The organism is Klebsiella sp. CN_Kp075 (assembly GCF_040065055.2).
Classification (GTDB): Bacteria; Pseudomonadota; Gammaproteobacteria; order Enterobacterales; family Enterobacteriaceae; genus Klebsiella; species Klebsiella aerogenes.
Window position 1 is genome coordinate 1,423,349 of record NZ_CM198050.1, and the last position, 13,185, is coordinate 1,436,533.

A 13,185-nucleotide genomic window follows, 5' to 3' on the forward strand; every position below is an offset into this window, starting at 1 on the left:
TAACGTCTGTTTGAGATTACAGTACCAGCGCAGCGATAGAGGCTGACAACACGCTGACCAGCGTGGAACCGTAAACCAGTTTCAGACCAAAGCGAGAAACCACGTTACCTTGCTCTTCATTCAGGCCTTTAATCGCCCCGGCGATGATGCCGATAGAAGAGAAGTTGGCGAAGGAGACCAGGAAGATGGAGATGATACCTTCCGCACGCGGGGAGAGCGTCGCTGCCACTTTCTGCAGATCCATCATCGCCACGAATTCGTTAGACACCAGTTTGGTCGCCATGATACTGCCTACCTGCAGCGCTTCGCTCGCCGGCACACCCATCACCCACGCAACCGGGTAGAAGATGTAGCCGAGGATCCCCTGGAAGGAGATGCTGTAGCCAAACCAGCCGGTGACGGTGGCGAACAGGGCGTTGAGCGCGGAAATCAGCGCGATAAAGCCGATCAGCATCGCCGCAACGATAATCGCTACTTTAAAGCCTGCCAGAATGTATTCACCCAGCATTTCGAAGAAGCTCTGACCTTCGTGCAGATTGGACATCTGCAGGTTTTCTTCGCTCTGCTCAACGCGATACGGGTTAATCAGCGACAGAACAATAAAGGTGCTGAACATGTTGAGCACCAGCGCGGCAACCACATACTTCGGCTGCAGCATAGTCATATAGGCGCCGACGATGGACATCGAAACGGTAGACATCGCGGTTGCCGCCATGGTGTACATACGGTTGCGCGACATTTTGCCGAGAATATCTTTATAGGCGATGAAGTTTTCCGACTGGCCGAGGATCAGCGAGCTGACGGCGTTGAAAGATTCCAGTTTACCCATGCCGTTAACTTTCGACAGCACGGTACCGATCGCGCGGATGACAATCGGCAGAATGCGAATATGCTGTAAAATACCTATCAGCGCGGAAATAAAGACGATTGGGCACAAAACCTTCAGGAAGAAGAAGGCCAGACCTTTATCGTTCATGTTACCGAATACGAAGTTGGTGCCTTCGTTGGCGAAACCGAGAAGTTTCTCGAACATCTCAGAAAAGCCTTTCACGAAACCCAGACCGACATCGGAGTTCAGGAAGAACCAGGCCAGCAAAACTTCAATAACAAGTAATTGAATAACATAACGAATGCGGATCTGCTTACGGTTGTGACTGACCAGCAAGGCCAGTATAGCCACCACAACGATCGCGAGGACAAAATGCAAGACGCGGTCCATATTTGCTCCAAATATGAGGCAGGTTAAATTTCCGTGCACATTCTATGCAACAAGCCTAAATAAAACGAGATCGAATCCACACTATTGCAAGGATATGTGACCAATAACAAAAATAGTGATCAATCGTACATTTTTGTTATGTTATGCAAAGGTATTAAAAGTTGCATTAATGTACTAATCTGATGAAAGGCGCGTTGTCGACAGCTTCACGCCCGTTTCGTTATTTGGCCTGCTATCGTTCCCTCCTATCAAAGCAATCATTATCACCTTTCTAAATGAACTTGATAATCATTCGCATTTTGATAGCATTAAACATAGCAAAGGCTATATTTCCAGGGGCAGAAAATGACTAACAGTCGCGTTGAGAATAGCAGCGGTCGCGCAGCGCGCAAGATGAGGCTCGCACTGATGGGGCCCGCATTCATTGCTGCCATCGGCTACATCGATCCGGGTAACTTCGCCACGAATATCCAGGCTGGCGCCAGCTTTGGCTATCAATTGTTATGGGTAGTGGTATGGGCGAACCTGATGGCGATGCTGATTCAGGTGTTATCGGCCAAGCTCGGTATCGCCACCGGTAAAAACCTCGCGGAACAGATCCGCGACCATTACCCGCGCCCGGTGGTGTGGTTTTACTGGATACAGGCGGAAATTATCGCCATGGCGACCGATCTGGCTGAATTCATCGGCGCGGCCATCGGCTTTAAGCTGCTGCTCGGCGTTTCCTTATTACAGGGGGCGGTGCTGACCGGCGTCGCCACCTTCCTGATCCTGATGTTGCAGCGTCGCGGGCAGAAACCGCTGGAAAAAGTCATCGGCGGGCTGCTGCTGTTTGTGGCGGTGGCTTATGTGGTCGAGCTTATCTTCTCGCAGCCGGCGTTAGCGCCGCTGGCCAAAGGCATGATTATTCCGAGCCTGCCGAATGGCGAAGCGGTATTCCTTGCCGCCGGGGTTCTCGGGGCGACGATTATGCCGCACGTTATCTATCTGCACTCATCGCTGACGCAAAACCTGCACGACGGCTCGCGCAAAGAACGCTATAACGCCACGCGTTGGGACGTGGCGATTGCAATGACCATTGCCGGCTTCGTTAACCTGGCGATGATGGCGACCGCCGCCGCTGCGTTTCACTTCAACGGCCACACCGGCGTGGCCGATCTCGACCAGGCTTATTTAACTCTCGAACCGCTGCTTAGCCATGCCGCCGCGACGATTTTTGGTCTCAGTCTGGTTGCCGCCGGTCTCTCGTCGACGGTAGTCGGAACGCTTGCCGGGCAGGTCGTGATGCAGGGGTTTATCCGCTTCCATATTCCGCTGTGGTTTCGCCGGACTATCACCATGCTGCCGTCGTTTATCGTGATTATGATGGGGCTGGATCCAACGCGTATCCTGGTGATGAGCCAGGTATTGCTGAGCTTCGGGATTGCGCTGGCGCTGGTGCCGCTGCTGATTTTTACCAGCGATGCGCGGTTAATGGGCGATCTGGTAAACAGTCGCTGGGTAAAACGCATCGGTTGGCTGATTGTGGCGATTGTGGTGGCGCTGAACGGCTGGCTGATTATTGGTTCCGCATTAGATTAATACGGCAACAAAAAAGGGAGCTTTCGCTCCCTTTATCAATTAGTGGTGCCCGTGACCATGTCCGCGCCCGCCGCCAGGGCCTCGGCCCCAGCCGCCACGGCGATCGTTCCAGCCTTCGCGATAGCCGCGCTCGTAAGCACGACCACGATCCCAGCCGCGTTTATCCCAACCGCGATGCCAGCCGTTATCATGGCGATGCCAGCGATGATCGCGCCATTCATAATGACGACGCCAGTAATCACGGTCGCGCCAGCCGCCACCGTCCCAGTAGTTACCGTAACCGTCACGATCGCCAATTTGTAATTTTACCGATGGCAGCAGGGTGATTTCACCAGCATTGGCGATAACCGGCGCGCACGCCAGCAGTACCGCAGCCAGAATCAGTGACCTGAACATACTCTTCTCCTCACGATCGGGTCTTAATGACCTGTTAACCAGATATTACGAGCCGGTAAAGAGGCGTAGCATCAGGGAACTCTTAAATCGCAAGAAATAGCACTTTTTGCCAAAGTAAAAATGAGTTTACACCGCAAGGATCGCATCAATGGCGGCGCACTCTTCAGCGCTGAACTGACGATTGCTTAGCATACCCACGGCATCGTCCAGTTGCGCCGTTTTACTGGCGCCGATCAGCACTGACGTCACTTTATCTTCACGCAGCACCCAGGCCAGGGCCATCTGTGATAGCTTCTGTCCGCGGCGCCCGGCAATGGCGTCAAGCTGGCGGACTTTTTCCAGCCGCTCGGCGGTGAGCTGTTCCGGCTGTAAAAAACGGCTATTGCTGGCTGCGCGCGAGTCTGGCGGAATACCGTTTAGATAGCGGTTGGTCAACTGCCCGCCAGCCAGCGGTGAAAACGCTATACTTCCCACGCCTTCGGCCTGCAGCATCGCTAATAATCCTTCTTCCACCCAGCGTTCAAACATCGAATATTTGGGTTGGTGAATCAGGCAAGGTGTGCCGAGATCGTTGAGGATAGCGATAGCCTGACGCGCCAGCTCAAGCGGGTAGTTCGATAAACCAACGTAGAGCGCTTTTCCCTGGCGAACCAGATGATCCAACGCGCGCATGGTTTCTTCCAGCGGCGTCTCCGGGTCCGGGCGGTGGTGATAAAAGATATCGACGTACTCAAGACCCATCCGCTTCAGGCTCTGGTCGAGACTGGCGACCAGATACTTGCGCGATCCCCAGTCGCCATAAGGACCGTCCCACATGGTATAGCCGGCTTTACTGGAGATGATGAGTTCGTCGCGGTAGGGCAGAAAATCTTCTTTCAGGAACCGCCCGAAGTTGCTCTCCGCCGATCCCGGCGGTGGGCCGTAATTGTTCGCCAGGTCGAAGTGGGTAATCCCGAGGTCGAAGGCGTGACGCAGCAACTGGCGGCTGACCTCGACCTGTGTCTCATCGCCAAAGTTATGCCACAGACCGAGAGATATCGCCGGTAGCTTCAGGCCGCTGCGTCCGCATCGGCGGTATTCCATGGTCTGATAACGCGTGTCGCTTGCCTGGTAAACCATACTTCCTCCGCATCAAAACAGGGTGTGTATACGTTTACACTAATCAATGTTGCATGCGGAGTATATGGGGATAACGCGTAAATTTTGCTTTCCACCCTCATTATTGCTCACAATCTGGACAGGTAAAACGCATATCTAATACTCAGATTACCTGCACAACAACAAGGATTATGGATATGCAACCGACTTACACCATTGGCGATTATCTGCTGGATCGTCTCGTAGATTGTGGTATCGATCGCCTGTTCGGCGTACCTGGTGATTACAACTTACAGTTTCTCGATCACGTGATAGCCCATCAAAATTTGGGATGGGTCGGCTGTGCTAACGAACTGAACGCGGCCTACGCCGCAGACGGCTATGCGCGTATAAAAGGCGCCGGCGCGCTGTTAACCACCTATGGCGTAGGGGAGTTAAGCGCGTTAAACGGAGTGGCCGGTAGCTATGCGGAACATATCCCGGTGCTGCACATTGTGGGCGCGCCATCTACCGGCGCGCAGCAGCGCGGCGAACTGCTGCACCATACCCTCGGCGATGGCGATTTCACCCATTTCTCGCGGATGAGCGAACATATTACCTGTACTCAGGCGACGTTAACGGCGGGCAACGCCTGTCATGAAATTGACCGGGTATTAAGCGACATGCTGACCCACCACCGCCCAGGGTATCTGATGCTGCCTGCCGACGTGGCGAAAGCCCGCGCGGTGCCGCCGGCCCGCGCGCTGGTCATTAAGGGCCCGGCGGCCGATGAAAACCAGCTTGCCGGCTTTCGCGAGCACGCGGCCAAATTGTTGCGCAGCAGTCGCCGCGTGTCGCTGCTGGCGGATTTTCTCGCTCAGCGTTACGGTCTGCAAAACACACTACAGCAGTGGGTTAAGTCCGCGCCGATTACCCACGCCACCATGCTAATGGGGAAAGGGCTATTTGACGAACAGGGAACGGGGTTCGCCGGGACCTATAGCGGGATCGCCAGCGCGCCGCAAACCCGCGAAGCGATGGAAAGCGCCGATGCCATCATCTGCGTGGGTACACGCTTTACCGATACGATTACCGCCGGCTTTACCCATCATTTGCCAACGGAGAAAACCATCGAAATCCAGCCGTTTGCCGCGCGGGTTGGCGATCATTGGTTCAGCCGAATCCCGATGGATCAGGCGCTGGCGGCCCTCATTGATGTTTCTGGCAAGCTGTCCGCGGAATGGCGCGCGCCAGATATCATCGCGCCCGACGCTTCCGGCGCGCCGCAGGGTAATCTGACGCAGAAAAACTTCTGGAGTACGGTCGAGAAACAGCTGCGGCCGGGCGATATTATTCTTGCCGATCAGGGGACCTCGGCATTCGGTATCGCCTCATTAAAACTACCCTCGCAGGCCACGCTGCTGGTGCAACCGCTATGGGGCTCAATCGGGTTCACGCTACCTGCCGCTTACGGCGCGCAGACCGCCGCCGCGGACAGAAGGGTGGTATTAATCATTGGCGATGGCGCCGCGCAGCTCACTATCCAGGAGATGAGCTCAATGCTGCGCGATAAGCAAAAACTGTTAATTTTGCTGTTGAATAACGAGGGCTACACCGTCGAGCGCGCCATCCACGGACCAGAACAGCGCTACAACGATATTGCGTTGTGGGACTGGAGCCGCTTCCCCGATGCTTTTGCGCCGGATACGCCTTCCCGCTGTTGGCGGGTATCGCAAACCGGTGAGCTGGCTGAGGCGATGGCCGATAGCGTTAACTCCGATAAGCTAACGATGGTCGAAGTGATGCTGCCGAAAATGGATATCCCTGACTTCTTACGCGCGGTTACCCAGGCGCTGGAAGATCGCAACAACCGCAGCTAATCGCCGCGGCGTTTGGCAATCATCAGCGGCTTCCCGGCCAGCAGTAGCCAGGCCGGGAGCATCACGATACATAGCAGCGGCAGCAAGGTGGTATCCGGCACCACCACCGCCGCCATAAACAGGCTCAGCCAGCCGTCGCGGGTGACGACCAGCACCAGGCCGAGGATCGCGCAGGAGATGGTAATGGCGGCCGGTACCGCTTCAACGTGGGCATGCAGCATTAGCCCCAACGAGACGCCGACAAACACCGCCGGGAAAATACGCCCGCCGCGGAAGCCACAGGCGGCCGCCAGCACCAGCGCCGCCAGTTTCACCACGGCAATGAGTAGAAAATCGCCGGCGCCAAGGGTCTGGCTAGAGGCCAGTTGCTGCATTTCGTCCAGCCCTTTAAACAGCGTAATATGCCCGCCAATAACGCCCAGGATCCCCAGTAAAAACCCCCCGATACCTAGCATTAACACCGGATTTTTCAGGCGGTGGATCAGCGCGTGCAGACGTGGTAGACACCACACGGCGACCATGCCGACGGCGATGGCGATAAGCGTGACGATTGCGCCGCTGATAATATCGACGATACGCAGGTGTGGATAGTGCGGGATCGGCAGGGTGAAATTGGGATGGAAAAAGATACCGGTCGTCAATGCGCCTGCCGCCGCTGCCAGCAGCGGGGCGAATAGCCGGTCCCATAACGGAACGTCGCTGCTGCTATTGAGCGTTTGCGAAAAAATAAGCGCCGCGGCAACCGGCGTACCGAACAGCGCGCCGATGGTTCCCGATGCGGCGAGGATTGTCCAGTCCAGCGAGCTTACTCGTGGGAACAGACGCGAGCCAAGGGCGACGGCAAGCGCGATATTGACGACCATGATCGGATGTTCCGGCCCGAGACTCACGCCGCCCGCGAGGCCGAGAATCAACGCCGCCAGTAACCCCGGTAGCGCGCTGGTGGCGATGGGCGCGCCGATTAAGGATTCTGTTGCCGGATCTGGCCCACCATGTCCAGGACTGAAACGGACCACCAGCCCCACGGCTATCCCGGTGAGAGTGAGGATGGCAATTATCCATAGCGGACTATCGGCGGCAATGCCGACATGTGCCGGCAGGTCGCTCCACAAGATGCTCTGTAGGACTGCGGCTATCTTCATCGCCACAATCAATACCAGGCTGGATGCGATACCAATAAGAATGGCGGGTATCGATAACAACAGCATCGTTCTGGCGCGCGGGTGCAGCATGAAGGGTTCCTTTTAAATGTCCTGAAGCGCTACTTTGCCTGTCTCTGTAAAGAGCTTCGGCGCAAATGGTGCTGAAACGATAAACTTAAGGCCAAACCTGACGTTGCGTGTATGACATAAACTGGCATGTTACATAGATTACAGTCTAAATGTGACCAATGTCGCTAAACTACCGGCGGCTGTACGTTGGTCGTTGTTGTTATGTCGCCATGAATTTACAGTGTGCGAAAAGAATTATTTTGACTTTAGCGGAGCCGTAACGGAATGACAAAATTTGCTTTAGTAGGAGACGTCGGCGGAACTAACGCCCGTCTGGCGTTATGTGATATCGCAAGCGGGGAGATTTCCCGCGCTAAAACTTATTCCGGGCTCGATTACCCAAGCCTTGAGGCCGTTGTACGCGTCTATCTCGACGAACAAACCGTGAAGGTCGAGGATGGCTGCATCGCCATTGCTTGCCCCATCACCGGCGACTGGGTGGCGATGACCAACCATACCTGGGCTTTTTCTATTGCCGAGATGAAAAAGAACCTCGGATTTGCGCATCTGGAAATCATTAATGATTTCACCGCGGTGTCGATGGCGATCCCAATGCTCAAAACTGAGCATCTGATCCAGTTCGGCGGCGCGCAACCGGCGGAAGGTAAACCGATCGCCGTCTACGGCGCTGGTACTGGTCTTGGCGTAGCGCACCTGGTACATGTTGATAAACGCTGGGTGAGCCTGCCGGGCGAGGGCGGCCACGTCGATTTCGCGCCGAATAGCGAAGAAGAGGGCATTATTCTTGAGGAGTTACGCAACGAGTTGGGCCACGTGTCCGCCGAACGCGTTTTGTCCGGCCCTGGATTAGTTAATCTGTATCGGGCTATCGTTAAATCCGATGGCCGTTTGCCGGAAAACCTACAGCCGAAGGACGTCACTGAACGTGCGCTGGCGGATACCTGCATTGATTGTCGCCGCGCGCTGTCGCTGTTCTGCGTCATTATGGGGCGCTTTGGCGGTAACCTGGCGCTAACCCTTGGCACATTCGGCGGCGTGTACATCGCGGGCGGCATTGTCCCGCGTTTCCTTGAGTTCTTTAAGGCGTCGGGTTTCCGCGGCGGGTTTGAAGATAAAGGGCGCTTTAAAGCCTACGTGCAGGATATTCCGGTCTATCTCATCGTTCATGATAACCCTGGCCTGCTCGGCTCCGGCGCGCATCTGCGCCAGACGCTTGGGTATATACTCTAAGCCACTCTCAGTCGGGCGGCGTTTGGCGCCGCCCATCTCATTACAGATTCATCAACTGGCGAAACTCTTTTACCTTACTGCGGCTGACCGGCACCTGAAACTCAAGGTCGCGCAATCGTAGGACGTAGGTGTTGTTGAACCATGGTTCAATTTCGCGGATTTTATTCAGATTGACGCAGTACGAGCGGTGACAGCGAAAGAAGTGCGCAGCCGGCAGCTTGCTGCAGAATTCGGTGATGTTCATCGGCATGACGAATGATTCACGGCGCGTATAGACGAAGGTCATTTTCTCATGCGCTTCCGCGTAATAAATATCGTGAATGCTGGTGACGATGATCCGCTCGTCTTTAATCAGATTAATGGTGTCGTTTTCGCGGGTTGGGTTGTGCGCGGGCGTGCCGCTTACCGCCACTTGCTGCTGTTGCTGCCAGGCGCTGGACAGCTTCTGCAACATATTAATAATCCGTGATTCCTGATAAGGCTTGAGGATGTAGTCAAACGCTTCCAGTTCAAAGGCTTCCACCGCATGTTCTTTCCACGCGGTGATAAAGACGATGAACGGCTTATGCGCGAACTGGCTAATATTTTGCGCCAGCAGCACGCCATCCAGCGAGGGGATATTGATGTCGAGAAAGATGGCATCGACTTTATTGTGCTGCAGGAATTTCAGCACGTCGAGACCGTCGTCGAAGGTGCCGACGATCTCCATCTGGCTGTGGGTGTTAATCAACCAGGTGAGTTCCTGCTGCGCCGGGAACTCATCCTCAACAATAATGACTTTCATGTTTTCTCCGCTCATGGCAACAGCGATACCGGTTCAGTCGCGGGGGCGTGCTGGTTGGGGACGTAGAACGCAATCTCCGTCCCCGGCGTCAAGCGGCGGATATGCAGCCCTTCGCCGTAGAGCAGTTTCACCCGATGATGAACATTCAGCAGGCCAATTTTATTACCCGGCATCTCGTCGGCTTCGACGCGGGCCACCACCGCCGGGTCAATACCGTTCCCGGTATCCCGTACGCTGATGCGCACCCGGTTTCCGCATTCGTTGATGGCGATAGTCACCACGCCCTTGCCCCGACAGGGTTGAATACCGTGGACGATGGCATTTTCTACCAGAGGCTGAATGAGCAGGCTGGGGATGACGCAGCTGACGTCCTCATCAATATCATAAATCACCGTCAGCTTGTCGCCGAATCGCGCCTGCTCGATCGCAATATAATCCTTAATTTGGTATAGCTCGCGCTTGATGTCGATCTGCTCGTCATCTTTTAACTCAATGTTATAGCGTAAATAACGCGACAAATTGAAAATCAACTGCCGGGCGGTATCCGGATTCATACGGATGGAAGAGGAGATGGCGTTAAGCGCATTAAACAGAAAATGGGGATTTATTTTACTCTGCAGGGCGCGCAGTTCCGCTTTATTGGCCATTTCACGCAGCTGTTCGGCCCGGGAGACCTCAAGCTGGGTGGAGATTATTTGCGACAGGCCGATCGCCATCTCCTGCAGCGAGGAGGTAATACGATGCGCGTGGCAGTAGTAAATTTTCAGCGTGCCGGTCACCACACCTTTCTCGCGTAGCGGAATCACCAGCATGGAGTGGATCTCCGGCGTTCTGTAGGCTTCATCGTTGTTTTTAATGATGATGGTGTCGCTTTCAATAGCTTTACGAGTCGTTGGGCTGATATCGTTGTTGCGATCGTTATAGTTATTTTCCCCATAGCCAACGTAGGCCAGCACCCGGTCAGTGGTGGTAATCGCGACCGCATCGGCATTGATGTCCCGGCGAATAATATCGCAAACCTGACGCAGCGATTCGCTGTTCACGTGACGGAACAGCGGCAGCGTTTTGTTGGCGATATCCAACGCCAGTTTTGCCTGGCGCGCCGCGCTGGCCTCTTTCTCGCCTTCCACGCTCTGGACCAGCAGTACAATAAAACCGATGCAGATGCTGCCAAGGATCATCGGGATACCGATTTTGGAGACAATATCGATCCCCAACGCCAGCGTCGGCGCCCACAGCACCACGAGGATCATGGTTAGCGTTTCACACAGCATCCCGGCCAGAATCCCCACCTTCCAGCGCTGGGCTTTCGGGATTTTGCGGTTGATAAGCCCGGAAAGCAGCCCGGCGACAATACTGGTGATAAAGCAGGGGATGGCGGTCACACCGTCAATATCAATGAGATAGCGGTGTACCCCGGCAATTACGCCGACAATCGCGCCGACCCACGGGCCAAACAGGATCCCGCCGGACATCACCGCGATAATACGTACGTTGACCAGAGAACCTTCTACCGGAACGCCGGACCAGGTGCTGAACAGCGCGAACATGGAGAAGATGGCGGTGACCGCCAGCAGCTCGCGAGGCGTATGCGCCGATTTATGCAGCAGTTCGCGAAACAGGCGTAAGCGGATAAGAAAAAAGAGGCAAATGAGCATTAATGCCGCGCGGTCAAAAACCGCCAGCAGCATATTAAAAATATCGTGCATGGGTGCGCCCAGGATTCGCAGGAAAGCAATATGATAGAAAACCTCGCGCCAGAAGGCTAGCCGCAGAAATCAATGAGGAACAAGCACAAAAATAAAAGGGGATAAGTGGATATCTCCAGCTATCAGGGCGTTGATGGGGAGTGATGATAAATTCAAGTATTATAAATGATATCAATATGTTAATTGTTTATTTAATATATGCACGTTTTAGGGAGGCGTTCTGCCGCATGCTAATAAGTAATGCCTTATTTTTTGCGCCAACGATTATTTTTTATCAACCCTCTCGACAGCGTGTTTTTTTTCAGGTTATTTTCTAAGCGAGCCACATCGGTGGCCGCGTCGCTCGGACGGTCCGGGCGCTAACGTTAATCTGAGGAATCTATGGCTGAATTCAGTCCTGAACGCCGTTTTACGCGTATCGATCGTCTCCCTCCGTATGTTTTTAACATTACTGCCGAACTGAAAATGGCTGCGCGTCGGCGTGGCGAAGATATTATCGATTTCAGTATGGGTAACCCGGATGGCGCCACGCCGCCGCATATCGTCGAAAAACTCTGTACCGTTGCCCAGCGCCCGGATACCCACGGTTACTCTACCTCTCGCGGTATTCCGCGTCTGCGCCGCGCGATTTCGCGTTGGTACCAGGAGCGTTATGACGTCGATATCGACCCGGAATCAGAAGCCATCGTGACGATTGGTTCGAAAGAGGGACTGGCGCATCTGATGCTGGCGACGCTCGATCATGGCGATACGGTGCTGGTGCCAAACCCCAGTTATCCGATTCATATTTACGGCGCGGTTATCGCCGGGGCGCAGGTCCGTTCCGTCCCGCTGGTGGAAGGCGTTGATTTCTTCAATGAACTGGAACGCGCGATCCGTGAAAGTTATCCGAAGCCAAAAATGATGATTCTGGGCTTCCCGTCGAACCCTACCGCCCAGTGCGTTGAACTCGATTTCTTCGAAAAAGTCGTCGCGCTGGCGAAACGTTATGACGTGCTGGTGGTGCACGATCTGGCCTACGCCGACATCGTCTATGATGGCTGGAAAGCGCCGTCGATTATGCAGGTGCCCGGTGCGCGCGATGTGGCTGTCGAATTCTTCACCCTGTCAAAAAGCTACAACATGGCCGGCTGGCGTATTGGTTTTATGGTAGGGAACAAAACGCTGGTTAATGCTCTGGCCCGCATCAAAAGCTACCATGACTACGGTACCTTCACGCCGTTGCAGGTAGCGGCGATTGCCGCGCTGGAAGGCGATCAGCAGTGCGTGCGTGATATTGCGGAACAATATAAACGTCGCCGTGATGTGCTGGTGAAAGGGCTGCATGAAGCCGGCTGGATGGTTGAATGCCCGAAAGCGTCAATGTACGTGTGGGCGAAAATTCCGGAGCCATATGCGGCGATGGGCTCGCTGGAGTTCGCTAAAAAGTTGCTGCAGGAGGCCAAAGTGTGCGTCTCGCCGGGAATCGGCTTTGGCGACTATGGCGATACTCATGTGCGTTTCGCATTAATCGAAAACCGCGATCGTATCCGTCAGGCCATCCGCGGTATCAAATCCATGTTCCGTGCAGATGGGCTGCTACCGGCAGCTGGTAAAACGGTAGCTGAACACCACGAATAAAAAATGGGAGCCGTCTGGCTCCCATCTCTTTACTGCATAGCAGGTTAAATCATCAGGGCGAAGGTACCGGCCCAAACGATGACCATAAAAGAAATTCCCATCAAAAAGTATTTCACGACATGTCACTCCGCATTTTGGCGAAACGCCTAAATGAATTTAACTTTAACCATTGCAGGATTGTCGCAGATAAAACCAGACTATTCTGGCAGCTGCGGCAACCCGAAATTCTGTGCGTTAACTGCTCCAGATGGCGCTAATGTACGCTTAAAAAATGGTGGAAACAAGATCCATTTTTTTATTAATTTTTAGTTACTTACGACTGTCGTGAATAGGCGACACATTAATTTCATTCGGTAATAAATTCAATTACGGCGACGATGATTTTAAGCAATACCCTGACATTCTGTAGTTATTTGATTTTGGGATTTTTTCTATAGGCGGGAAGGTGCAGAAATCA

Annotated in this window: 11 protein-coding genes; 4 read left to right on the plus strand and 7 right to left on the minus strand. The window is 54.2% G+C overall.

Annotated elements, in window-relative coordinates:
* Positions 1-16: 16 nt before the first annotated feature.
* Positions 17-1,219, minus strand: a complete 1,203-nt coding sequence (gene nupC, locus ABLV78_RS06835; RefSeq protein WP_013878156.1) for a nucleoside permease NupC — start codon at positions 1,217-1,219, stop codon at positions 17-19.
* Between the two features lie 345 nt (positions 1,220-1,564).
* On the opposite strand from nupC, the gene ABLV78_RS06840 reads away from it, so the two are divergent.
* On the plus strand, positions 1,565-2,800 hold the full coding sequence (locus tag ABLV78_RS06840; RefSeq protein WP_045391579.1) for an Nramp family divalent metal transporter: 1,236 nt from the start codon (positions 1,565-1,567) through the stop codon (positions 2,798-2,800).
* Positions 2,801-2,839: 39 nt separating this feature from the next.
* Here the strand turns inward: ABLV78_RS06840 and ABLV78_RS06845 are convergent, their stop codons facing one another.
* Together ABLV78_RS06845 and mgrA are read right to left on the minus strand one after the other, a co-directional pair.
* Positions 2,840-3,196, minus strand: a complete 357-nt coding sequence (locus ABLV78_RS06845; RefSeq protein WP_013878154.1) for a DUF2502 domain-containing protein — start codon at positions 3,194-3,196, stop codon at positions 2,840-2,842.
* Between the two features lie 126 nt (positions 3,197-3,322).
* Positions 3,323-4,315, minus strand: coding sequence for an L-glyceraldehyde 3-phosphate reductase (gene mgrA, locus ABLV78_RS06850; protein WP_088389879.1), 993 nt, complete (start codon positions 4,313-4,315; stop codon positions 3,323-3,325).
* 176 nt (positions 4,316-4,491) lie between these two features.
* Between mgrA and ABLV78_RS06855 the strand changes: the two genes are divergently transcribed.
* Positions 4,492-6,153 (plus strand): alpha-keto acid decarboxylase family protein, encoded by a 1,662-nt coding sequence (locus ABLV78_RS06855; protein WP_047078325.1) that lies wholly within the window; start codon positions 4,492-4,494, stop codon positions 6,151-6,153.
* Here the strand turns inward: ABLV78_RS06855 and ABLV78_RS06860 are convergent.
* The gene (locus ABLV78_RS06860) at positions 6,150-7,385 is read right to left on the minus strand and encodes an ion channel protein (RefSeq protein WP_088389880.1); all 1,236 of its coding nucleotides are present in this window, start codon (positions 7,383-7,385) and stop codon (positions 6,150-6,152) included. The genes ABLV78_RS06855 and ABLV78_RS06860 overlap by 4 nt on opposite strands.
* A 264-nt stretch (positions 7,386-7,649) precedes the next feature.
* On the opposite strand from ABLV78_RS06860, the gene glk reads away from it, so the two are divergent.
* Positions 7,650-8,615 (plus strand): glucokinase, encoded by a 966-nt coding sequence (gene glk, locus ABLV78_RS06865; protein WP_047078324.1) that lies wholly within the window; start codon positions 7,650-7,652, stop codon positions 8,613-8,615.
* Positions 8,616-8,655: 40 nt separating this feature from the next.
* Here the strand turns inward: glk and ABLV78_RS06870 are convergent, their stop codons facing one another.
* On the minus strand, positions 8,656-9,399 hold the full coding sequence (locus ABLV78_RS06870; protein ID WP_047066271.1) for a LytR/AlgR family response regulator transcription factor: 744 nt from the start codon (positions 9,397-9,399) through the stop codon (positions 8,656-8,658).
* An 11-nt stretch (positions 9,400-9,410) separates the two neighbouring features.
* Positions 9,411-11,108 carry a sensor histidine kinase gene (locus ABLV78_RS06875; RefSeq protein WP_047045749.1) on the minus strand — a complete coding sequence of 566 codons (1,698 nt, stop codon included), beginning with the start codon at positions 11,106-11,108 and terminating at the stop codon, positions 9,411-9,413.
* A 381-nt stretch (positions 11,109-11,489) separates the two neighbouring features.
* Here ABLV78_RS06875 and alaC point away from each other — a divergent pair, with 381 nt between their 5' ends.
* Positions 11,490-12,728 carry an alanine transaminase gene (gene alaC, locus ABLV78_RS06880; protein WP_047078323.1) on the plus strand — a complete coding sequence of 413 codons (1,239 nt, stop codon included), beginning with the start codon at positions 11,490-11,492 and terminating at the stop codon, positions 12,726-12,728.
* 44 nt (positions 12,729-12,772) lie between these two features.
* On the opposite strand, the gene ypdK is transcribed toward alaC, so the two are convergent.
* Complete coding sequence (gene ypdK, locus ABLV78_RS06885; RefSeq protein ID WP_077777854.1) at positions 12,773-12,844, minus strand: membrane protein YpdK; 72 nt, start codon at positions 12,842-12,844, stop codon at positions 12,773-12,775.
* Positions 12,845-13,185: the final 341 nt, after the last annotated feature.

What these genes read in the sequence shown, in the direction of transcription:
- nupC (WP_013878156.1), bottom strand. Translation starts at nt 1,219, where the DNA reads ATGGACCGCGTCTTGCATTTTGTCCTCGCGATCGTTGTGGTGGCTATA.
- ABLV78_RS06840 (WP_045391579.1), top strand. Translation starts at nt 1,565, where the DNA reads ATGACTAACAGTCGCGTTGAGAATAGCAGCGGTCGCGCAGCGCGCAAG.
- ABLV78_RS06845 (WP_013878154.1), bottom strand. Translation starts at nt 3,196, where the DNA reads ATGTTCAGGTCACTGATTCTGGCTGCGGTACTGCTGGCGTGCGCGCCG.
- mgrA (WP_088389879.1), bottom strand. Translation starts at nt 4,315, where the DNA reads ATGGTTTACCAGGCAAGCGACACGCGTTATCAGACCATGGAATACCGC.
- ABLV78_RS06855 (WP_047078325.1), top strand. Translation starts at nt 4,492, where the DNA reads ATGCAACCGACTTACACCATTGGCGATTATCTGCTGGATCGTCTCGTA.
- ABLV78_RS06860 (WP_088389880.1), bottom strand. Translation starts at nt 7,385, where the DNA reads ATGCTGCACCCGCGCGCCAGAACGATGCTGTTGTTATCGATACCCGCC.
- glk (WP_047078324.1), top strand. Translation starts at nt 7,650, where the DNA reads ATGACAAAATTTGCTTTAGTAGGAGACGTCGGCGGAACTAACGCCCGT.
- ABLV78_RS06870 (WP_047066271.1), bottom strand. Translation starts at nt 9,399, where the DNA reads ATGAAAGTCATTATTGTTGAGGATGAGTTCCCGGCGCAGCAGGAACTC.
- ABLV78_RS06875 (WP_047045749.1), bottom strand. Translation starts at nt 11,108, where the DNA reads ATGCACGATATTTTTAATATGCTGCTGGCGGTTTTTGACCGCGCGGCA.
- alaC (WP_047078323.1), top strand. Translation starts at nt 11,490, where the DNA reads ATGGCTGAATTCAGTCCTGAACGCCGTTTTACGCGTATCGATCGTCTC.